The 22,519-nt window shown below is 54.0% G+C and carries 14 protein-coding genes; 12 read left to right on the top strand and 2 right to left on the bottom strand.

Annotation, left to right across the window (positions count from 1 at the left end; genetic code table 11):
* Positions 1-373: 373 nt before the first annotated feature.
* The gene (locus tag RFN81_RS05445; RefSeq protein ID WP_264498128.1) at positions 374-1,456 is read right to left on the bottom strand and encodes an ABC transporter ATP-binding protein; all 1,083 of its coding nucleotides are present in this window, start codon (positions 1,454-1,456) and stop codon (positions 374-376) included.
* Positions 1,457-1,948: 492 nt separating this feature from the next.
* Here RFN81_RS05445 and RFN81_RS05440 point away from each other — a divergent pair, with 492 nt between their 5' ends.
* The 6 genes from RFN81_RS05440 (at position 1,949) to RFN81_RS05415 (ending at position 9,286) form a co-directional block, all read left to right on the top strand.
* Positions 1,949-3,181: an extracellular solute-binding protein gene (locus RFN81_RS05440; RefSeq protein ID WP_264498887.1), complete on the top strand. Its 1,233-nt coding sequence runs from the start codon at positions 1,949-1,951 to the stop codon at positions 3,179-3,181.
* An 81-nt stretch (positions 3,182-3,262) separates the two neighbouring features.
* The gene (locus RFN81_RS05435; protein ID WP_264498127.1) at positions 3,263-4,579 is read left to right on the top strand and encodes a carbohydrate ABC transporter permease; all 1,317 of its coding nucleotides are present in this window, start codon (positions 3,263-3,265) and stop codon (positions 4,577-4,579) included.
* A gap of 12 nt (positions 4,580-4,591) precedes the next feature.
* Positions 4,592-5,440: a sugar ABC transporter permease gene (locus RFN81_RS05430; RefSeq protein WP_264498126.1), complete on the top strand. Its 849-nt coding sequence runs from the start codon at positions 4,592-4,594 to the stop codon at positions 5,438-5,440.
* Positions 5,441-5,474: 34 nt separating this feature from the next.
* On the top strand, positions 5,475-6,692 hold the full coding sequence (locus RFN81_RS05425; protein ID WP_264498125.1) for a glycoside hydrolase family 53 protein: 1,218 nt from the start codon (positions 5,475-5,477) through the stop codon (positions 6,690-6,692).
* Between the two features lie 39 nt (positions 6,693-6,731).
* Positions 6,732-8,792, top strand: coding sequence for a beta-galactosidase (locus RFN81_RS05420; RefSeq protein ID WP_264498124.1), 2,061 nt, complete (start codon positions 6,732-6,734; stop codon positions 8,790-8,792).
* Positions 8,793-8,944: 152 nt separating this feature from the next.
* Positions 8,945-9,286, top strand: a complete 342-nt coding sequence (locus RFN81_RS05415) for a glucose PTS transporter subunit EIIB (RefSeq protein WP_378929120.1) — start codon at positions 8,945-8,947, stop codon at positions 9,284-9,286.
* 279 nt (positions 9,287-9,565) lie between these two features.
* Here the strand turns inward: RFN81_RS05415 and RFN81_RS05410 are convergent, their stop codons facing one another.
* The gene (locus tag RFN81_RS05410; protein WP_264498123.1) at positions 9,566-10,531 is read right to left on the bottom strand and encodes an aldo/keto reductase; all 966 of its coding nucleotides are present in this window, start codon (positions 10,529-10,531) and stop codon (positions 9,566-9,568) included.
* Between the two features lie 455 nt (positions 10,532-10,986).
* On the opposite strand from RFN81_RS05410, the gene RFN81_RS05405 reads away from it, so the two are divergent.
* From RFN81_RS05405 to baeR, 6 genes are all read left to right on the top strand, one after another.
* Positions 10,987-12,213, top strand: coding sequence for an MdtA/MuxA family multidrug efflux RND transporter periplasmic adaptor subunit (locus RFN81_RS05405; RefSeq protein ID WP_264498122.1), 1,227 nt, complete (start codon positions 10,987-10,989; stop codon positions 12,211-12,213).
* The gene (locus RFN81_RS05400; RefSeq protein ID WP_264498121.1) at positions 12,213-15,335 is read left to right on the top strand and encodes an MdtB/MuxB family multidrug efflux RND transporter permease subunit; all 3,123 of its coding nucleotides are present in this window, start codon (positions 12,213-12,215) and stop codon (positions 15,333-15,335) included. Before RFN81_RS05405 ends, RFN81_RS05400 begins: the two co-directional genes overlap by 1 nt.
* On the top strand, positions 15,332-18,412 hold the full coding sequence (gene mdtC / locus RFN81_RS05395; RefSeq protein WP_264498120.1) for a multidrug efflux RND transporter permease subunit MdtC: 3,081 nt from the start codon (positions 15,332-15,334) through the stop codon (positions 18,410-18,412). Before RFN81_RS05400 ends, mdtC begins: the two co-directional genes overlap by 4 nt.
* A 363-nt stretch (positions 18,413-18,775) precedes the next feature.
* On the top strand, positions 18,776-20,173 hold the full coding sequence (locus tag RFN81_RS05390; RefSeq protein ID WP_378929310.1) for an MFS transporter: 1,398 nt from the start codon (positions 18,776-18,778) through the stop codon (positions 20,171-20,173).
* Positions 20,174-20,180: 7 nt separating this feature from the next.
* Positions 20,181-21,548 (top strand): two-component system sensor histidine kinase BaeS, encoded by a 1,368-nt coding sequence (gene baeS / locus RFN81_RS05385; protein ID WP_264498885.1) that lies wholly within the window; start codon positions 20,181-20,183, stop codon positions 21,546-21,548.
* A 39-nt stretch (positions 21,549-21,587) separates the two neighbouring features.
* The gene (gene baeR / locus RFN81_RS05380; protein WP_264498118.1) at positions 21,588-22,316 is read left to right on the top strand and encodes a two-component system response regulator BaeR; all 729 of its coding nucleotides are present in this window, start codon (positions 21,588-21,590) and stop codon (positions 22,314-22,316) included.
* The last annotated feature ends 203 nt before the right edge of the window (positions 22,317-22,519 follow it).

Below are 22,519 nucleotides of genomic sequence, written 5' to 3'. Positions count from 1 at the left end.
GTTCATCATTCCCGCCGGGTATTTCCCCCAAGGCTTTCTACGGAAAGCCTTTTTCTATTGCGAGTAACACTCGCTATCCAATTTTCACTGCATCATGTGCGGTAGTACGAAAGTTTCGTGCGTGCTAACTACCGCTCCAATCTGTGATTTCACCTCACACCCGATAAGGCGTGCTGGTCTCTTTATCACGTCGTGATTAGCTATCACTATATGAAACAGCATGAGCTCAAGCGCCGCAGCGTCTGGAACACCCAGGACAGCGGCATATTTCACAATAGCGGATTTATAAATGGCAGAACCAGCGCCCATAGCGGGCGCAGGTTCTGTATAGACGGGGTTTTGACTATTGAGAGCCAGCGACGCCGTGGCTTAACTAGGCGTTAATACGCAGGCCATCAGCATCAAACACCAAACAATGGTGAGGCAAGAAAGAGACGTCAATCTGCTCATACGGCTTGAAGGCGCTGTCGCCTGCCAGCAATAGTTTAAAATTATCAATGCCGCAACATTGACCGAAAAGATAGGTGCTGTTGCCTAAACGCTCGACGACCTCACAACCGAAGGACAGGTGAATCCCTTCCCCTCCCGGCGCAACATGCTCAGGGCGTAGCCCCAGTGTCACCGCGCTGCCAATACGCAGCTCATGAGTACTAATCGGCAGTTCCAGCTCCCGCTGATCGGCGATGTTCACCTTCAGGCTGTTTGGCGTCCAGGCAATCACCTCCGCTGGTAAAAAGTTCATTTTAGGCGAACCGATAAACCCCGCGACGAACTGATTAATGGGATGATAGTAAAGATCCATCGGCGAGCCGACCTGCTCAACCTTGCCGTAATTCATGACCACGATCTTATCTGCCAGCGTCATGGCTTCAACCTGATCGTGCGTCACGTAAATCATGGTTGTTTTCAATTCCTGATGCAGTTTGGCAATATGTAAACGCATATCCACACGCAATTCCGCATCCAGATTCGACAGTGGTTCATCAAATAAGAACACTTTGGGGTTACGCACGATGGCGCGTCCTATCGCCACACGCTGGCGCTGACCGCCGGACAGCTCTTTCGGCTTGCGTTCCAGCAAATGTGATAATTGCAGCGTTTTTGCCACCATTTCTATTTGGTGTTGAATCTGTTCTTTGGGTACGCCATTAACGCGCAGACCGTATCCCATATTCTCGGCGACAGTCATGTGGGGGTACAACGCATAGGATTGAAACACCATCGCCACGCCACGATGCGCGGGGGCAACATCATTCACCACCGCGTCATCAATCAGAATTTCACCGCCCGTAACCTCTTCCAGTCCGGCAATCATTCTCAGCAATGTCGACTTGCCGCACCCCGATGGCCCGACAAAAACGGCGAACTCTCCATCGGCAATCGTCAAGTTCACATCGTGAAGCGTAATCGTCTTGCCAAAATGCTTACTCACTTTATCCAACCGGATTGACGACATAACGGTAACCTCTTGATAATTTTGTTTTTTAGGATGTAAGCGCTGAGTCATAACGGCTCGGTAGTCGTCAACTCTAATGGCCTTCTAGCGCTTTCAGACCGATTTAGCGTCCGTCCGAGCTTACCTGCACGCTGGTCATATTCGCAATATAACAGCAGGGTGTAACCGTTTGCACAAACAGGGGGTTACTTTTGTGCATGAGATCACACCCTTTACATGTTTCACTGGCAGACGTGGCGCACTCTGCTTAATGTAATCCCAACGGGTGTAACCGTTACCCTACACGGCAAAAAATGCGCGATAAAGCGTCAATCGCTGCACAGAGATGAAAACCAGAAAATGTGTACAGGCTAAGACCTCATTTCCTATTGCGCCGCCATGCGGATATAGCGCGACGACAACACTGCGCTGCGGCAGCGAAAATAGCAAAAGAGAACAGTACACCACGCTTTCTTACCATGATGGGCCCACCAGGGCTTTTGAGGACGAATGATGAAAATGAAAACACTGACTACCGTCATTATGATTTCACTGGGTATCAGCGGCGTACTCAGCAAATCCGTGCTGGCCGCCGATAACGAGCTTCTGGTATGGGAAGATATCAAAAAGTCCGACGGCGTCGCCGAAGCCATAAAAGCCTTCGAACAGCAGAACAATGTCAAAATCAAAGTGCTGGAAACCCCTTACGCGCAGCAAATTGAAAAACTCCGTCTGGACGGGCCGGCGGGTATCGGCCCGGATGTGATTGTCATGCCAAACGATCAGGTAGGTACCGCGGTTGTCCAAGGCCTGATCAGCGAACTGAAACTTGATCCTGCATTTCAGTCAAGCTTTACCAAACCCTCACTGGATGCGCTGACCTACAACGGTAAGTTGTATGGCGTGCCCAAAGCGGTTGAAACCATGGTGTTGGTCTACAACAAGGACCTGATGCCGCAACCGCCGGAAAAATTCGACGATTTGTTCACCCTGTCCAAACAGCAACGAGCTGAAGGGCGCTACGGGCTGCTGGCGAAATTTGATGAGATTTACTATGCCTATGGCGTCATCGCCGGGATGGGCGGCTACATTTTTGGTCAGAACAGCGATGGGTCGGCGAATGTCAATGATATCGGTTTGAACAAGCAAGCCACCATCGATGCCGTGAACTACATCAAAAAATTCTATACCGAGGGGCTATTCCCGCCGGGTATCGTCGGTGACAACGGCGCGAACGCGATCGATTCCCTGTTTACCGAGAAAAAGGCCGCCGCGGTGATTACCGGGCCATGGGCGTTCCAACCCTACCAAAACGCGGGCGTTAACTATGGCGTGGCGCCATTGCCACTGCTGCCAAACGGCGAACACCCTCGCTCGTTGCTGGGTGTGAAAGGCTATAGCATTTCCACTTACTCCAAAAATAAAGCGTTGGCGCAGAAATTCATTGAATTCATCAATCAGCCAGAATACGTCAAAACTCGCTTCAAATTGACGGGTGAAATTCCGCCCATCACCGCGCTGACGAACGATCCCCTGATTAAGGACGATGAAAAAGCCCGCGCTGTTGCGATCCAGGCAGGCTACGCCGTTCCGATGCCTAGCGTACCGGAAATGCAGGAAGTGTGGACGCCCGCGAATAGTGCGTTGCAACTCAGTGTAACCGGCAAGCAAGATACCAAAGCGGCTCTGGAATCCGCCGTAAAGATTATCAAAATGCAGATCGAAGCCAACCACAGTAACCAGTAAACCACCGCAACGTGGGTCAACATGGTTCCCCTTGTGTAATCCCAATTTCGTTGGGCGCGGGGAATCCATGTTTTTAAGCAAATGGAGGTAAATGTGACCGTCAACGCCAGCGGCCTTGCGCCACAAGAAAGAGAACGTCGCCACGCCAGAACCGCGTTATTGCTGGCGCTCGTTCCCGGGCTTGGGCAGGTTTATAATCGTCAGTTCGTCAAAGGCGCGTTTTTCTTTATCGTCATGGTTTGCTTTATCAGCATATTCCATGATTTCCTCCGGCACGGCGCGTGGGGGCTGATTACGCTGGGTACCGAACTCCCTCGCGATCATTCCATTTTTTTGCTGGCAAAGGGCATCATTAGCCTGATCGTCGCCGCCTTTGGTATCGGCGTTTACTATTGCAGCCTGCGCGACGCTTACGTGTGTGGCGGCCGACGCGATAAGGGCCTGCCGCTGAATAGCGTGAAGAAGCAATATCAGATTTTGCTGAGCGAAGGCTTCCCCTATCTGATGATCACGCCGGGTTTCATCCTGTTGGTATTTGTTGTGGTTTTCCCGATTATTTTTGGTTTTTCCATCGCATTCACCAATTACGACCTCTATCACACGCCACCTGCCAAGCTGGTCGATTGGGTCGGAATGAAGAACTTTATCAACATCTTCCGGCTCGATCTCTGGCGTTCAACGTTCTTCGACGTACTGCAATGGACGGTCATCTGGACGCTGATTGCGACCACGCTACAGTGTGCCGTTGGCATCCTGCTGGCGATTCTGGTGAACCAAAAAGGGCTGCGCTTCAAAGCCTTGATCCGCACCATCCTGATCTTGCCGTGGGCCGTACCGGGTTTTGTGACCATACTGGTGTTCGCCGGTATGTTTAACGAAACATTTGGCGTGATCAATAACGGTATTTTGGCTGCACTAGGCATTGAGCCTAAAGCCTGGATGACCGATCCGTTCTGGACCAAGACCGCGCTGATTCTGATGCAAACCTGGTTAGGCTTCCCGTTTGTGTTCGCCATGACCACGGGCGTACTGCAAGCCATTCCTGATGATTTGTACGAAGCGGCGACGATAGATGGCGCCAGTAGTTGGCATAAGTTGAAAACCATTACGCTGCCGCTGGTGCTCTACTCCATTGCGCCAATCATCATCACGCAATACACGTTCAATTTTAATAATTTCAATATCATTTATCTGTTCAACAACGGTGGGCCAGCGGTCATCGGTTCCAACGCGGGCGGGACGGATATCCTGGTGTCCTGGATTTATAAGCTGACGATGTCATCTTCCCAATATGCGATCGCAGCCAGCATCACCATTCTGCTGTCGATTTTTGTCGTGGGGATCGCGCTGTGGCAGTTCCGCACAACCAATTCCTTCAAACAAGACAACATGGCGTAGGAAAGTGCGCAGATGAAAAAACACAGTATTAAACGTCAGAATTTTATCAAACTCGGCCTGACCTACCTGCTGCTCATGGTGGTAGCCGTCATTATTATTTATCCGCTAATCTGGACGGTGGGCGCGTCATTGAATCCTGGCAGTAGCCTGCTCAATACCTCGATCATCCCGGATAATTTCTCGTTTATTCATTACCAAGAGCTGTTTAACGGCCAGATCAACTATGCCGCCTGGTACTGGAATTCGATGAAAATCAGCTTTCTGACCATGATCCTGACACTGATCAGCGTCAGCTTTACCGCCTATTCCTTCTCGCGCTTCCGCTTTCGCGGTCGTCAGAATGGCCTGATGCTGTTCCTGCTGTTGCAAATGATCCCGCAGTTCTCCGCGCTGATCGCTATTTTTGTGCTCGCGCAGATGCTGGGATTGGTGAACAGCCATATCGCACTGGTACTGGTCTATGTCGGCGGCATGATCCCGATGAACACCTATCTGATGAAAGGCTATCTGGATGCTATTCCTAAAGATCTGGATGAATCCGCACGCATGGACGGCGCGGGTAACTTTCGCATCTTTATTGAGATTATTATGCCGCTGTCCAAGCCAATCATCGCCGTGGTGGCTTTGTTTTCATTTACCGGCCCGCTGGGCGACTTCATTCTCTCCAGCACCATCCTGCGCACGCCGGATCAGTACACGCTCCCCATCGGGCTTTACAATTTGGTCGCCCAAAAAATGGGTGCCAGCTACACCACGTACGCCGCCGGCGCCGTGCTGATCGCCGTGCCGATCGCCATTCTTTATCTTTCATTGCAAAAGTACTTTGTTTCCGGCCTGACATCAGGCGGAACCAAAGGGTAATCATTCAACATCTGTGCCTACTCCGGGAATAAAAATGAAAATGAAAAAACGCATATTGATGGCCGCCATGGTCGCCACGGGTTTACTTTCCGCCGCTCTGCCGCCAACCGTGTACGCCGCAGAACAGGTAACGATCAAAACGTTAGCCAATGTCCCGGCCGATTTTATTAAAGGCGCGGATGTCTCCATGCTGAACGAGGTGGAGAAGCACGGCGGTAAATTTTATGACGAACATGGCAAACAGAAAGACGCCATGCTGATTCTCAAAGAGAACGGAATTAACTACATCCGACTGCGCATCTGGAACGATCCGAAAGATGCGGCGGGCAACCCTTACGGCGGCGGTAACAACGATTTGGCTACCACACTGGCTCTGGCAAAACGTGCTAAAGCCAACGGGATGAAAGTCTTACTGGATTTCCACTACAGCGATTTCTGGACCGATCCCGCGCACCAGACCAAGCCTAAAGCCTGGGAAGGTATGAGCATGGCGCAACTCACCGCGGCCGTGCATGACTATACGAAAACGGTCATTAGCGCATTCCAAAAAGCGGGCATCATGCCGGATATGGTGCAGATTGGTAACGAGTTGAACGGCGGCATGTTATGGCCGGAAGGGAAAAGCTGGGGCCAGGGCGGCGGTGAGTTCGATCGTCTTGCGGCACTGCTAAAAGCCGGTATTCAAGGCGTTAAGGATGTTCCGGGATCGGATAATGTCAAGATCATGCTGCATCTGGCGGAAGGCACCAAAAACGACACCTTTATCTGGTGGTTCGATGAAATCGTCAAACGCCAGGTTCCGTTCGATGTCATCGGCGCGTCATTTTATACCTATTGGAATGGCCCCATCAGCGCATTGCAATACAACATGAACGACGTTACCAAACGCTACAACAAAGACATTATCGTGGTCGAGGCCGCGTATGCCTATACGCTGGAAAACTGCGATAACACGGAAAACAGCTTCCAGCAAAAAGAGCTGGACGCAGGCGGCTATCCGGCTTCCGTTCAGGGTCAGGCTGATTACCTGCACGACCTGATGCAGAGCGTCCTTAATGTTCCGAATCATCGTGGCAAAGGTATCTTCTATTGGGAACCTATCTGGCTACCGACGCCCGGCGCAACCTGGGCGACGAAAGCCGGCATGAAATACAACAAAGACGAATGGAAGGAAGGCAACGCGCGGGAAAATCAGGCGCTGTTCGACTGTCAAGGCCACGTACTGCCTTCTATCAAAGCGTTTAAGCCGTAAACCGAATTCAACACGTTGACCACCCGTTAGGAGAAAACGATGTTCAAATTTCCCCCGTTAAGCAGCAAAGTGCCGGTGTTGCTGCATGGCGCTGACTATAACCCTGACCAATGGCTGGACAATCCTGACGTCCTGGAAAAAGACATCGAAATGATGAAACAAACCCAGTGCAACGTCATGTCTGTCGGCATTTTCAGTTGGTCCGGCCTTGAACCAGAAGAAGGCCGTTACGAATTCGGCTGGCTGGACAGCATTCTCGACACGCTGTACGCCAACGGGATTTTCGTCTTTCTGGCCACGCCCAGCGGCGCACGCCCGGCCTGGCTTTCGCAGAAATATCCCGATGTTTTGCGCGTAGGCAGCGATCGGGTGCGGGCGCTGCACGGCGGTCGTCACAATCACTGCCTGAGTTCGCCGAACTATCGCGAGAAAGTCAAACAGATCAACACCCGGTTGGCAAAACGCTATTCGCATCATCCGGCGGTCATCGGCTGGCATATCTCTAATGAGTACAGCGGCGAGTGCCACTGTGAGACTTGCCGCAATACTTTCCGCCACTGGTTGAAGGCGCGCTATGGCACCATAGATGCGCTAAATAAGGCGTGGTGGAGCACGTTCTGGAGCCACACCTACACCGATTGGTCGCAACTAGAACCGCCTTCACCGATCGGAGAAGTTTCTATTCATGGTTTGAATCTGGACTGGAAACGTTTTAATACCTCACAGGTCTGTGATTTCTGCGCCGCCGAAATCGCGCCGCTCAAAGCCGAAAACCCGTCCCTGCCGACGACGACAAACTTCATGGAATACTTCTATGATTACGACTATTGGCAGTTGGCAAAGGTTATCGACTTTATCTCCTGGGACAGCTACCCACAGTGGCATAATGCGGAAGATGACTGCGCGCTGGCAGCCTACACCGCAATGTATCACGACCTGATGCGTACGCTAAAAGGCGGGAAGCCATTCTACCTGATGGAATCCACGCCCAGCCTGACCAATTGGCAGCCCATCAGTAAGCTGAAAAAACCGGGCATGCACATTCTGTCCTCGCTTCAGGCCGTCGCGCACGGTTCAGATTCAGTACAATATTTCCAGTGGCGTAAGAGTCGCGGTTCCGTCGAAAAATTCCACGGTGCCGTGGTCGATCACGTTGGACATATTGATACCCGCGTCGGACGTGAAGTGCAGGCATTGGGCAATATACTTAGCCAGTTGGCCCCGGTTACGGGCACGCGTGTTGAGGCCAAGGTCGCCATCATTTTCGATTGGGAAAGTCGTTGGGCGATGGATAACGCTCAGGGGCCGCGCAACGCCGGACTTTTCTACGAAAAAACCGTCAACGAACATTATCGTACCTTCTGGGAACAGGGCGTGGCGGTGGACATCATTAACGCCGATGTCGATCTCAGCGGCTACCAACTGGTGATCGCGCCAATGCTTTATATGGTGCGTGACGGTTTCGGCGAACGTGTCGATGCCTTCGTCAAGCAGGGTGGGCGCTTCGTAACCACCTATTGGTCTGGCGTCGTTAATGAAACCGATCTGTGCCACCTCAATGGCTTCCCGGGGCCGCTGCGGCCAATTATGGGGATTTGGGCGGAAGAAATTGACGCGCTGTACGATCATGAAAGCAACAGCATCAGCGGTCTGGAGGGTAACGAGCACCAGTTGGCAGGCCCGTATCGGGTCACCCATCTGTGCGAACTGATTCACCTTGAGGGCGCGCGGGCGCTGGCAACCTACGACAGCGATTTTTATGCCGGGCAACCGGCGGTAACGGTGAATGATTACGGTAAAGGTCAGGCTTACTATATCGCATCGCGTAACGACCTCGCTTTTCAGCGGGATTTCTTCACTACGCTGATACAAACGCTGAACCTGCCGCGTGCGTTGCCGACCCACCTGCCTTATGGTGTTGTCGCACATCGTCGCGATGACGGGGAAAGTGAATTTATCTTCGTACAGAACTACACGGCAACGCCGCAGCAGGTCACGTTGCCAGACGTCTACGAAGAGATGACGACTGGCGAGACACTTGCAGGATCGCTTGCGCTGTCGGGCTACGGCTGTCGGATCCTACGCCGTGCGTTGCGGTAACAATTTCGCGCTGTCGCACGCGCCATAGCACATGGGCGACCATGATGATCGGTGTTCCGGCTAAACACCCTCATCGTGGTCTGCCTGGCAGGATTGCGATGTAAACGACACTCTCATACGCACGCTGAAACATAAATGAAGAGGTGACTACGATGGGCAAGATTCACAATTTTCGGAAATTGTTTGCGTCGATGTTAGGGAAACAAATTACCGAGATTGAAACGGCTTCGCCGCTGGATAAAGAAAACGTGCAACAATTGGTCAATGCCTTTGGCGGCAAAGAAAATATTGTCAGTCTGGACGCCTGCATTACCCGTTTACGGGTAGAAGTTCACAGCCTGCAACTGGTTAATAGTGAAGAATTACAAAAGCTTGGTGCCATCGGCGTGATTATTATCGGCCATCAGGTGCAGGCGATCTTTGGCACGCAGTCTGATAACCTGCGCCGCGATCTGGCCGCCTGGTTTGAAGGTGATGGCGCAGAAGCACGGTAGCGGTTTTAGGCCTGCTTAGTCGCATTTTTATGCCACTATTGAAGCAGTTTCGTGCGCGATAATACCGTCATTTTCATGCTACCTCGTAGCACGCGCCCGACACGGGGCGGCGCAAACGCCGCTCGCCCCGTGACCCCTAGGCTTTTGGCGGAAATTATGCCGGATAACAACAAGGTCATCATAAGTCACGACATTTGTGGCGCACGAAACCATTTCCACATCCGCATGTAATTTCTACACCCGCATATAATATAAAAGTGTGCCGAAGCCAGCCATGTCCTAATAACGACTCGCGCGGTTCAACAACGCAATATCGTCTGCCGTCAGAACCAGTTGCGTGGCGCTCGCGAGTTCCGCGACCTGTTCCAGCGATGTCGCGCTAGCAATCGGGGCAGTGATACCCGGACGCGCGATCAACCAGGCCAGCGCGACCTGCGACGGCGAGGTCTGGTGCGCATTCGCCACGCTATCCAGCGCTTCCAGGATCGTGCGGCCACGCTCGTTGAGGTATTTCTCCACGACATCCGGTCCACGGGCGCTTTTCGACGCGTCCTCCGGCTGGCGATATTTTCCTGACAGGAATCCGCTTGCCAGCGAGTAATAGCTGATGACGCCGAGCCCATGTTCCCGCGCTAACGGTTCCAACTCGGCTTCATAGCCCTGTCGATCGTAGAGATTGTATTCTGGTTGCAGCGTTTCATAACGCGCCAGATGATTGGTTTTACTGATATCCAATGCGGCGGCCAAACGCGACGCACTGTAGTTAGACGCCCCAATTGCGCGTACTTTTCCCTCTTTAATCAGCGCATCAAATGCAGACAGCGTCTCTTCCAGCGGGGTTTCTTGGTCGTCAGTGTGTGCCTGATAGAGATCAATGTAATCGGTTTGCAAGCGCGTTAATGACGCCTCGACTGCCTGACGAATATAGCGGGGAGACAATCCTTTCTTGCCCTCACCAAGATCCATTCCGACTTTAGTGGCAAGAATAACCTTGTCGCGTTGGCCACTTTTTTTCAGCCAGTTACCGATGATCGTTTCTGATTCACCGCCCTGATTGCCTGGCGCCCAGCGCGAATAAACATCCGCGGTATCAATGAAATTGAGCCGATGGGCAACCAGCGCATCCAACAGGCTGAAGGATGTTGACGCATCGACTGTCCAACCAAACACATTGCCGCCGAACGACAGCGGCGGAACGGCGATCCCTGAGCGCCCCAACTCTCGTGTAGCATTGACTACGACCATAATCACTCTCCTTTTGCATCATGCAGAAAACACCTTACAAAATACACACTACTGTAACCTCCGCATGGCAACACCACTTTCTGTGCGGAAGCGACAGATTTTTCGCTTATAACAGTTTTCTCATAACAATTGGCTTATAAAAATCCGCTTATAACAATCTGTTTATAAAATCTGTTTATAAAATCTGCTTACAATAATTCATCTATAATCATTCGACCGACAAAAACAATCCGCCAGCCTCACGCCGCCGGACGTTTTCCCTACAATCCCTGACATATCTTTCATATTTCCTTCATTTTTGTCCGGCACCCGCTGTTTAAACTAGTAAAATAAGGTCACTGGTCAATCACCTGCCAGATACTACCGCCGACGCTGATACCGCTTAGCCCATATTGGTCAACGTATCACGGGAACGCCGTACTGACCGCGCCACCTGGAGAGAGTAATCCATCATTATGAATGCCAAACGTATCCGAGTTCTGCTGATACTCGCCGCCGTTATCGCCATTAGCGTACTGATCTGGCGCTACCTTGCCCAGACATCGCCCGCGGTGTCCGGATCGGGAGAACATACCGCTAGCGCATCCCATGCGGTAAACAGCGGCGGCGGCCGTCGCGCCACGATGCGCATGCTGGCGCCGGTACAGGCGGCGCTGACGCAATCTGCCTCGGTACCGTATTATCTTTCCGGTTTAGGCACAGTTACAGCGGCCAATACCGTGACGCTGCGCAGTCGCGTCAATGGGCAACTGATGGCGTTACACTTCCAGGAAGGGCAACAGGTGAAGGCTGGCGATCTGCTGGCGGAAATCGATCCACGGCCTTTTCAGGTTGAGTTAACGCAGGCTCAGGGGCAATTAGCCAAAGATCGCGCGGTGTTGGCGAACGCCCGACAGGACTTAGCGCGTTATCAACAACTGGTGAAGACCAATCTGATCTCACGTCAGGAATTAGATGCACAAATTGCCGCCGTTCGGCAGGCGGAAGGCACAGTAAAAGCCGATGAAGGCGCTGTCGCCAGTGCGCAACTCCAGTTGGATTATAGCAAAATCACCGCACCTATCGGGGGGCGGATAGGCTTAAAGCTAGTCGACGTCGGAAATTACATTACCAGCGGCGATGCCAATGGCATTGTCGTGATTACGCAGATCCATCCTATCGATGTCGTCTTTACCGTCCCGGAAGCGAACATCTCCACGATTTTACAGGCGCAAAAATCAGGCCAGCCGCCCGTGGTGGAAGCCTGGGATCGCGCCAATCAAAAGAAGCTTTCGCAGGGCATCCTGCTAAGTATGGATAACCAGATCGACCCCGCTACTGGCACCATCAAGCTCAAGGCTCGTTTTGACAATCTGGACGATGCCCTATTCCCCAATCAATTCGTGAATATCCGCATGAAGGTCGATACCTTAACTCATGCCGTCGTCGCGCCATCGGCCGCCGTGCAAATGGGTAACGAGGGCCGCTTCGTCTGGATAGTGAATGATAAGAATGAGGTAAGTAAACGCCAGGTGACCACAGGTATTCAATATGGGCAATGGGTCGTCATTACCGCTGGACTTGATGCCGGCGTACAGGTCGTGACCGACGGAATCGATCGTCTGACTGAAGGCGCGGCGGTGGAAATTGTGCCCTCGGCGTCAACGGAGAAAACGCCTGTGACCACCGGAGAACCGCGCTGATGCAGGACACGGTTCCAACTCACGGCGGCGGGCCATCACGCCTATTTATTTTGCGCCCGGTCGCTACCACGCTGTTGATGATCGCTATTCTGCTGGCGGGTATTATCGGCTATCGGGCGCTACCGGTTTCGGCGCTACCTGAGGTCGATTACCCGACGATTCAGGTCATTACTCTCTATCCCGGCGCCAGCCCCGACGTCGTGACCTCGGCGATCACCGCGCCGCTGGAACGGCAGTTCGGCCAGATGTCGGGGCTAAAACAGATGTCGACGCAGAGTTCAGGCGGTGCCTCTGTGATTACGCTCCAGTTCCAACTCGCGCTATCGCTGGATGTCGCCGAACAGGATGTGCAGGCCGCCATCAACGCGGCAAGCAATCTGTTGCCTAACGATCTACCTTATCCGCCGACTTATAGCAAAGTGAACCCGGCCGATCCCCCGATTATGACGCTGGCCGTCACCTCCAGCGCGATGTCGATGACGCAGGTGCAAGACATTGTAGACAACCGCATCGCCCAAAAAATCTCGCAGGTGGCGGGCGTCGGGCTGGTATCGTTAGCCGGTGGCCAACGTCCGGCCGTGCGCGTCAGGTTGAACGCCCCGGCGTTGGCGGCTTACGGTCTGACCAGCGAAACGATCCGTAACGCAATTACCGCCGCCAACGTGAATTCCGCCAAAGGCAGCCTGGACGGCCCTACGCGTTCGGTGACGCTTTCCGCCAACGATCAAATGAAGTCCGTTGACGATTACCGCAAGCTGATTGTCGCGTGGAAGAACGGCGCGCCGGTACGGCTTCAGGATGTGGCAACGATTGAGCGGGCCGCCGAAAATAGCCTACTTGGCGCCTGGGCTAATCGGCAGCAAGCCATCATTATCAACGTCCAGCGCCAGCCGGGAGCGAATGTCATCACAACGACTGACAGCATTAATGCGATGTTGCCCGCGTTGAAGGCTAGCCTGCCAAACTCTGTCGACGTTACTACACTGACCGATCGCACCACCAGTATTCGTGCCTCGGTGAAAGACGTTCAGTTCGAGCTACTCTTAGCGATTGCGCTGGTCGTGATGGTAATTTACCTGTTCTTGCGTAATGCCGCCGCGACGCTGATCCCCAGCATTGCCGTGCCGCTGTCGCTTATCGGCACCTTTGCCGCCATGTATTTGCTCGGTTTCTCCATCAATAATCTGACGCTAATGGCGCTCACGATCGCCACCGGTTTCGTGGTGGACGATGCTATTGTGGTGATTGAAAATATCGCCCGCTATATCGAAAAAGGGGAAAAACCGCTTAACGCGGCGTTAAAAGGCGCAGGAGAGATCGGTTTCACGATCATCTCGTTAACCTTCTCTCTCATCGCGGTGCTGATCCCGCTGCTGTTCATGGGCGATATCGTCGGGCGTCTGTTTCGCGAATTTGCCGTCACGCTGGCTGTCTCTATCCTGATTTCCGCCGTCGTCTCGCTTACGTTGACGCCAATGATGTGCGCTCGCATGCTAAGCCATCAGTCGCTGCGCAAACAGAACCGTTTCAGCCGCGCCAGCGAACGCGTTTTCACGCGTCTGGTTGAGGGCTACGGCGTCTGGCTAAGAAAGGTATTGAATCACCCGTGGCTGACGCTAAGCGTCGCGCTCGGCACGCTGGTGCTGACGATCCTCCTTTATATCTGGATCCCAAAAGGCTTCTTCCCGATACAGGATAACGGCATCATTCAGGGCACCGTGCAAGCGCCGCAAACCGTCTCGTTCAGTAATATGGCTGAGCGTCAGCAGCAGGTCACATCGATTATCCTGAAAGATCCGGCGGTGGAGAGTATTTCCTCATTTATTGGCGTCGATGGCACCAATGCCGCATTAAACAGTGGCAGGCTGCAAATCAATCTGAAACCGCTCAGTGAGCGCAGCGAACGCATTCCAGAGATCATCCGTCGTCTGCAACAAGAAACCGCGCAGCTTCCCGGCATTCAGCTATATCTGCAACCGGTGCAAGATCTCACAATCGACACGCAGATCAGCCGCACGCAGTACCAGTTTACCTTGCAAGCGATGTCGCTGGATGAACTCAGTCTCTGGGTGCCGAAGTTAATCACCGAGCTGAAAACGCTACCGCAATTACAGGATGACAGTAGCGACTGGCAGGACGGCGCGGCAGTTGCCTATATCAATGTAAACCGCGATAACGCCAGCCGTCTGGGCATCACGATGTCTCAGGTTGATAACGCGCTATATAACGCCTTTGGTCAGCGATTGGTGTCCACGATTTATACGCAAGCCAGCCAGTACCGTGTAGTGTTACAACAGGACACGACCCACAATACCGGCCTGGATGCGCTGAACGACGTGCGCCTCATCAGCAGCGACGGCGGCACCATTCCGCTCAGCACTATCGCCACCATTGAAGAGCGCCGCGGACCGCTAACGATCAACCACATTGACCAGTTCCCATCGACGATCATCTCCTTCAACGTCGCCAACGGTTATGCGCTGGGTGAAGCGGTCGAGGCCATCACGCAGGCGGAGCAGCGAATGGATCTGCCAGCGGATATCACTACCCGTTTTCAAGGCAGCACATTGGCGTTCCAGTCGGCGCTAAGCAGCACCGTATGGCTCATCGTGGCGGCGATTGTCGCCATGTACATCGTGCTCGGCGTATTGTATGAAAGCTTTATTCATCCGATTACGATTTTATCTACGTTACCCACGGCGGGCGTCGGCGCACTGCTGGCGTTGATGATGGCGGGCAACGAGTTGGATGTCATCGCTATTATCGGCATCATTTTGCTCATCGGTATCGTGAAGAAAAACGCCATTATGATGATCGACTTTGCGCTGGCGGCCGAACGAGAACAGGGAATGACGCCTTATGACGCCATTTATCAGGCGTGTCTATTGCGTTTCCGCCCAATATTGATGACGACCATGGCGGCACTGCTCAGCGCACTGCCGCTGATGTTAAGCACTGGCGTCGGTGCGGAACTGCGCCAACCGCTGGGCGTGTGTATGGTTGGCGGGCTAATCATGAGCCAAATCCTGACGCTGTTTACCACACCGGTGATTTATCTGCTATTTGACCGTTTAGCGCTACGCTTACGTCCCGCATCGCGTCAGAAGGAAGAAGCCGAGTGAAATTCTTCGCCCTGTTTATCCATCGCCCGGTGGCCACCCTGCTGCTAACGTTAGCCATCGCACTCTGTGGTCTATTGGGCTTCCGCCTGTTGCCAGTGTCCCCGCTGCCGCAGGTGGATTTTCCGGTGATCGTCGTCAGCGCGTCGCTGCCCGGCGCTTCGCCGGAAACGATGGCCTCGGCCGTCGCCACGCCGCTGGAGCGCGCCCTCGGCAGGATCGCAGGCGTGAGCGAAATGACGTCAACCAGCTCACTCGGCAGCACGCGCGTCATTCTGGTATTTAATCTCGACCGGGAGATCAACGGTGCGGCGCGTGATGTGCAAGCGGCAATCAACGCAGCGCAAAATCTGCTGCCGTCGGGAATACCTGGGCGCCCTACCTACCGCAAAGTTAACCCGTCCGATGCGCCCATTATGATCCTGACGCTGACGTCGGACACCTACAGTCAAGGCCAGCTATACGATTTCGCCTCTACCCGGCTTGCACAGAAGATTTCGCAGATGGATGGCGTCGGCGATGTGTCTATTGGCGGGAGTTCGCTACCCGCCGTGCGCGTCGCACTCAATCCGGTCGCGCTCTTTAATCAGGGCATTTCTCTGGATGAGGTACGGCAGGCGATTGCGCAGGCGAACGTGCGCCAGCCGCTTGGTTATGTGGCAAATAGCCAGAAAAGCTGGCAGATCCAGACCAATGATGAGCTCAAGACCGCCGCTGCCTACACGCCGCTGATTATCCACTACCGCGACGGCGCTGCCGTCCGGCTGGGGGATGTCGCGACCGTGGAAGATGCGGTACAGAACGCCCGCAATGCCGGTATGGCGAATGGCAAACCCGCGATTCTGGTCATGATACGCCGTGCGCCGGATGCCAATATTATTACTACGGTAGACAGCATTCGCGCGGCGATGCCGGAACTGCGCGCCAGCCTGCCTGCCGCGATACAACTGGATATCGCGCAGGATCGTTCGCCCACCATTCGCGCTTCGCTGGCGGAAGTGGAGCAATCCCTGGTTATCGCCGTTGCCTTGGTGATTCTGGTGGTCTTTCTCTTCCTGCGATCCGGGCGCGCCACTGCCATTCCTGCGCTGGCGGTGCCGGTTTCGCTGATTGGTACTTTCGCCGCGATGTATCTGTGCGGTTTCAGCCTGAACAACCTGTCGCTGATGGCGCTCACCATTGCCACCGGGTTCGTGGTGGATGACGCCATTGTGGTGCTGGAGAATATCTCCCGCCATATAGAAGCGGGGATGAAGCCCATGGCGGCGTCGCTGCAGGGCGTGCGCGAAGTGGGCTTCACCGTCTTGTCCATGAGCCTGTCGCTGGTTGCTGTGTTTATCCCGCTGCTATTGATGGATGGCTTGGTGGGACGGTTATTCCGTGAATTTGCCGTCACGCTATCGGTGGCGATCATGATTTCGCTGCTGATCTCGCTGACGCTGACGCCCATGCTATGCGCGCGACTGCTGCGCGCGGCGCCCAAGCGTAGCCAGCCACGCACCCGTGGCTTTAATCGCTTACTGCTGGCGTTGCAACAAGGCTATGGGCGTTCGTTGAAGTGGGTGCTCCAGCATGCACGCTGGGTTTTGCTGCTCCTGCTGGGAACTATCGCGCTCAACGTCTGGCTGTATATCAGCATCCCGAAGACCTTCTTCCCGGAACAGGACACCGGCAGGCTGATGGGGTTTATCCAAGCCGATCAGAGTATTTCCTTTCGCGCGATGAAGGTGAAACTCCAGAACTTTATGACCGCAGTCGGCAGTGACCCCGCGGTGGATAATGTGACCGGATTCACCGGCGGATCGCGTGCCAACAGCGGTATGATGTTTATCTCGCTTAAACCGCTGTCCGAACGCAATGTGTCGGCACAGCAGGTGGTCAGTCGTCTGCGCGCCAAGCTGGCGAATGAACCCGGCGCTAACCTGTTTTTAATGCCGGTGCAGGATATTCGCGTTGGCGGGAGGGAAGCGAACGCGGGATATCAGTACACGTTGTTATCCGATGACCTAAGTGCGCTACGCACCTGGGAACCGAAGATTCGGGCCGCGTTCAGCAAACTACCGGAACTGGCCGATGTCAATTCCGATCAGCAGGACAAAGGCGCGGAAATGGCGTTAACCTACAACCGCGATACGATGGCGCAGCTTGGCATCAGCGTTTCTGCGGTCAATGCCCTGCTTAACAATGCCTTCGGGCAACGTCAGATCTCAACGATTTATCAGCCCTTGAACCAATATAAGGTGGTGATGGAAGTCGATGACGCCTACACGCAGGACGTCAGTTCACTGAACAAGATGTTCGTGATTAATAGTGAGGGCAAACCCATCCCGCTCTCTTATTTTGCCAGTTGGAAACCCATCAACGCACCGCTGTCGGTGAACCATCAGGGGTTGTCTGCCGCGTCGACCATCTCTTTCAACCTGCCGGAAGGCACCGATCTTTCCAGCGCGACGGCGGCGATAGAAAGAACCATGACGTCGTTGGGCGTGCCATCGGTAGTGCGTGGTCAATTCTCGGGCACGGCGCAGGCGTTTGAGCAGTCGCAGTCTTCACAACTGTGGCTTATTCTGGCGGCGATAGTCACCGTCTATATCGTGCTGGGCGTGTTATACGAAAGCTACGTGCATCCGCTGACCATCCTTTCTACCCTGCCCTCGGCGGGTGTCGGCGCGTTGCTGGCATTAGAATTGTTCGGCACCCCCTTTAGTTTGGTCGCCCTGATTGGCATTATGTTGTTGATTGGGATCGTGAAAAAGAATGCGATTATGATGGTGGATTTCGCGCTAGTAGCACAGCGTAGCGGCAAGCTAAACGCGCAGGAAGCTATTTTTCAAGCCTGTTTACTGCGTTTTCGCCCGATTATGATGACCACTTCAGCCGCGCTGTTTGGCGCCTTGCCGCTGGTGCTGACCAGCGGAGACGGCGCGGAAATGAGGCAACCACTCGGTATCACGATCGTCGGCGGGCTAGTAATGAGCCAGATTCTCACGTTGTACACCACCCCGGTGGTGTACCTGTTTTTCGACAAGCTACGCAATATGCGGCGCAAAGCCCCGGAGCGGGATTTGTCACTGTCGTGATAATAATCAATATGTTATTTCAGGGGGAGGTTTCGTGCGCTCAAGCTTCACCATTTTTCTGGTAGCGCCCCGAACGCGCCCGACCAAGGACGGCTCAATTGCCGTCGCCCTTGGAACCCTGGCTTGTGGCGCTAAATTGTACCGCTACGCGGTGCCTTCGCCGCAAGCCGTCTCTTTACGGGCCGCCAGTGACGCGTTTACTCGCCCCATCAATGGGACTCGCCCTTCGGGCCAGCACAAGTGCTGTTCAAAAACGCCTCGACGTTTTTGTCCGGCGCTGCACTGGCTTTCGTGGCGTCCATGCCGCTCTCCCGTGAGCCAGCTTACGCCTCAGTACAATTTTTTACGCCAGGGGCGACAACAATGAATTCCGCCTCCGTCCGCTGGCAGCTTTGGATCGTTGCCTTTGGCTTTTTTATGCAGACGCTGGATACTACTATCGTAAATACCGCGCTGCCTTCTATGGCCGCGAGTCTGAATGAAAGTCCGCTGCACATGCACTCGGTGATCGTGTCCTATGTGCTGACGGTGGCGGTGATGCTGCCCGCCAGCGGCTGGCTGGCGGATCGGCTCGGCGTGAAGAACATCTTTTTCACCGCGATCCTGCTGTTTACACTCGGATCGCTGCTGTGCGCCCGTTCGGATACGTTGAATGAACTGCTGGCGTCACGCGTGATTCAGGGTGTCGGTGGTGCGATGATGGTGCCGGTGGGGCGGCTGACGGTAATGAAAATCGTCCCGCGCGATCAGTATATGGCGGCGATGACCTTCGTGACGCTGCCCGGCCAAATTGGCCCGCTTGTCGGGCCTGCGCTCGGCGGTTTTCTGGTGGAATATGCCAGTTGGCACTGGATCTTCCTTATCAATCTTCCCGTTGGCATTATCGGCGCACTGGCCACATGGTTCCTGATGCCTAATTACACGATGCGCACTCAACGCTTTGACATCAGCGGCTTCTTGTGGCTCGCCGTCGGCATGGCTACACTCACGCTGGCGCTGGACGGTAACCGCAGCCTCGGTATTCCGCCGATCGCTATTTTTGCGTTAATTACCGCCGGGCTTATCGCATTACTGAGCTATTGGCTGCACGCACGTCGTAACGAGAAAGCGCTGTTCAACCTGCGTCTATTCGACACCGCCACCTTCTCCATCGGCCTGACGGGCGGGCTTCTGGCTCGCATCGGTAGCGGTATGCTGCCATTTATGACGCCGCTATTTTTACAGTTAGGGATGGGATTTTCTCCCTTCCATGCCGGGCTGATGATGGTGCCGATGGTGCTCGGCAGTATGGGCATGAAACGTATTGTGGTGCAGGTCGTCAATCGATTCGGCTACCGCCGCGTGCTGATGGTCTCGACGCTCTTGCTGGCGCTGGTGACGGCGTTGTTTGCGCTGGTCGCGCTCATGCAATGGGTTTGGATGATCCCCATCGTGTTATTCTTCCTCGGCACGGTGAACGCCATCCGCTTTTCCACCATGAACACGCTGACGCTGAAGGATCTACCGGACAGGCTTGCCAGCGGGGGTAATAGCTTACTGTCGATGACCATGCAATTATCCACCAGCCTTGGCGTCAGTGTTGCGGGGATCCTGCTCGGCATGTTCTCCCAGCCGCACGTAGCGGCGGGAATTGGGGAAACACACAGGGTGTTTATTTACACCTATCTTAGCATGATCGTCATCATCGCCCTGCCTGTACTGATTTTTAACCGTGTCCCGCAGGACACCATCAAGCAGTCAACGCTGTCACGTCAATCGTGAGGTTATGATGAAATTCGGCATTACCGCCAAACTGTTCCTCGCGATTTTCGCTACCTGTATGCTAGTGCTGATTACGATGCACTGGGGTGTGCGAATCAGCTTCGAGCGCGGCTTTATCGATTACATTAAGCACGGCAACGAACAGCGCATCATGCAGCTTCGCGATGCGCTGGCAGAACAATATCAGCAGCACGGAGACTGGTCATTCCTACGCAACAATGAGCGCCTGGTGTTCAAAATGCTGCATACGCTCGATCAAAACGGCGACACCGACAACAGCCTGCAAGGATTGCGCGTGCGCCTCTGGGTGCTGGATACCGATAAACATAAGTTGTTTGGTTCACCCGCGCCCATGCCTGATGAAGCCACCTGGCAGCCGATTCAGGTACAAAACCAGACGGTCGGCTGGGTTGTCGCTTCGCCCGTTGAACGCCTGACCCGCAATGCCGATATCAGCTTCGATCGCCAACAACAACGCACTAGTTGGTTGATTGTGGCGCTCTCAACGCTGCTTGCCATCATTGCCACCTGGCTGACCGCCCGTGGATTGCTCGCGCCCGTTAGGCGATTGGTAAAGGGGATGCACAGTTTAGCGTCAGGCGATTTCAGCACTCGCGTTGCGGCAAGCTCACATGATGAACTTGGCAGGCTGGCACAGGATTTTAATCAGCTTGCCAGCACGCTGGAAAAAAACGAACAGTCTCGCCGTGCATTTATGGCCGATGTTTCCCACGAGCTACGCACACCGTTAGCGGTGCTGCGCGGTGAGCTCGAAGCCTTGCAAGATGGCATGCGCAAGCCCGATGCCTATTCGCTACATTCACTTCAGTCGGAGGTCGCGACACTCACCAAACTGGTGGACGATCTGCACCAGCTCACACTGTCCGATCGCGGGGCGTTGGCTTATCGGAAAACGTCTGTGGACGTGACGCATATTCTGCATATCGCAATTGCCGCGTTCCATGAACGTTTTCAGAAGAAGCGAATTTCGCTTACCACGCATTTGCCCAAGCAGGCCTGCGTCTTTGGCGATCCGGATCGTTTAAGCCAATTATTTAATAATCTGCTAGAAAATAGCCTGCGCTACACCGATGAACCGGGGCAACTCGCTATTACCCTCTTTGAACGAAATAAACGCTGGATCATCGTCTGGCAGGACAGCGCCCCCGGCGTGACCGACGAGCAACTCACGCTAATTTTCGCGCGCTTTTATCGCGCGGAAGGCTCCCGAAACCGCGCCAGCGGCGGTTCTGGGCTGGGGCTGGCTATCTGTAATAATATCGTTGAGGCGCATAGCGGACGGCTGTATGCTGAACATTCGCCATTGGGCGGCGTGATGCTAACCCTTGAGCTGCCTTTGCACGTATCTAATTAAGCGTTAAGCGCACAACTGAAAACGAAACGACACTGAGCTATGACAACCGCATCCGATTTCGCCGTGACGCCACCGATTCTGATCGTCGAAGATGAGCCTAAATTGGGGCAACTGCTGGTGGATTATCTTCAGGCCGCTGACTATGCCACACACTGGCTGTCCAACGGCAATGACGTCGTCGCATGGACGCGACAGCACTCCCCCACCCTTATTTTGCTGGATTTGATGCTGCCCGGTTGCGATGGCCTGACGCTCTGTCGTGCTATCCGCCAGTTTTCTAATGTGCCGATTATCATGGTCACCGCGCGCAGCGAAGAGATCGACCGCCTATTGGGACTAGAGATTGGCGCAGACGACTATATCTGTAAACCGTTCAGCCCGCGTGAGGTAGTCGTGCGTGTCAGAACGCTATTGCGCCGCTGCGGCTGGCAAAATGACGGTATGAAAGCCCGCGAGAAAAGCGATGCGGCGTTATTGATTAATATAACTGCTTTTCAGGCCAGCTATTTGGGGCAGAATCTCGACCTGACACCAGCGGAGTTTCGCCTGCTCAAAACACTCTCCAGCGAGCCAGGCAAGGTCTTTTCTCGCGAGGCGCTGTTGGACAAACTTTACGATGACTATCGTGTGGTCACCGATCGTACCATCGATAGCCATATCAAAAATCTGCGGCGCAAACTGGAATCGTTAGATGAAGCAACGTCGTTTATCCGTACGGTATATGGTATCGGTTATCGCTGGGAGGCCGCCCATTGCCACGAGGTTTAGCCATTATGGTCAAGAAGCTGGACGGTAAGATCCCCGACCGAGCCAGAAACGTTATCCTCAGCGCAGTCAAAAATACTGTCTGACTTAATGAAAAATTTGTCATTTTTTCTTTCCCTGCGGCTGTTATCTTTGTAAACCTAAATGAATAAATGGCACCGTGCGGGTATTAGCGCCGGTCGCACAACGGATACAGGGGTGAATCA

It is taken from the genome of Pectobacterium cacticida (assembly GCF_036885195.1).
In the GTDB taxonomy this organism is placed as follows: domain Bacteria; phylum Pseudomonadota; class Gammaproteobacteria; order Enterobacterales; family Enterobacteriaceae; genus Pectobacterium; species Pectobacterium cacticida.
Note: the sequence above shows the minus strand (reverse complement) of the source record. Positions and strands in the feature narration are given on the sequence as shown.

Bases quoted from the DNA above. Each gene is read 5' to 3' on its own strand.
- RFN81_RS05445 (WP_264498128.1), bottom strand. From the start codon at position 1,456: ATGTCGTCAATCCGGTTGGATAAAGTGAGTAAGCATTTTGGCAAGACG.
- RFN81_RS05440 (WP_264498887.1), top strand. From the start codon at position 1,949: ATGAAAATGAAAACACTGACTACCGTCATTATGATTTCACTGGGTATC.
- RFN81_RS05435 (WP_264498127.1), top strand. From the start codon at position 3,263: ATGGAGGTAAATGTGACCGTCAACGCCAGCGGCCTTGCGCCACAAGAA.
- RFN81_RS05430 (WP_264498126.1), top strand. From the start codon at position 4,592: ATGAAAAAACACAGTATTAAACGTCAGAATTTTATCAAACTCGGCCTG.
- RFN81_RS05425 (WP_264498125.1), top strand. From the start codon at position 5,475: ATGAAAATGAAAAAACGCATATTGATGGCCGCCATGGTCGCCACGGGT.
- RFN81_RS05420 (WP_264498124.1), top strand. From the start codon at position 6,732: ATGTTCAAATTTCCCCCGTTAAGCAGCAAAGTGCCGGTGTTGCTGCAT.
- RFN81_RS05415 (WP_378929120.1), top strand. From the start codon at position 8,945: ATGGGCAAGATTCACAATTTTCGGAAATTGTTTGCGTCGATGTTAGGG.
- RFN81_RS05410 (WP_264498123.1), bottom strand. From the start codon at position 10,531: ATGGTCGTAGTCAATGCTACACGAGAGTTGGGGCGCTCAGGGATCGCC.
- RFN81_RS05405 (WP_264498122.1), top strand. From the start codon at position 10,987: ATGAATGCCAAACGTATCCGAGTTCTGCTGATACTCGCCGCCGTTATC.
- RFN81_RS05400 (WP_264498121.1), top strand. From the start codon at position 12,213: ATGCAGGACACGGTTCCAACTCACGGCGGCGGGCCATCACGCCTATTT.
- RFN81_RS05390 (WP_378929310.1), top strand. From the start codon at position 18,776: ATGAATTCCGCCTCCGTCCGCTGGCAGCTTTGGATCGTTGCCTTTGGC.
- baeS (WP_264498885.1), top strand. From the start codon at position 20,181: ATGAAATTCGGCATTACCGCCAAACTGTTCCTCGCGATTTTCGCTACC.
- baeR (WP_264498118.1), top strand. From the start codon at position 21,588: ATGACAACCGCATCCGATTTCGCCGTGACGCCACCGATTCTGATCGTC.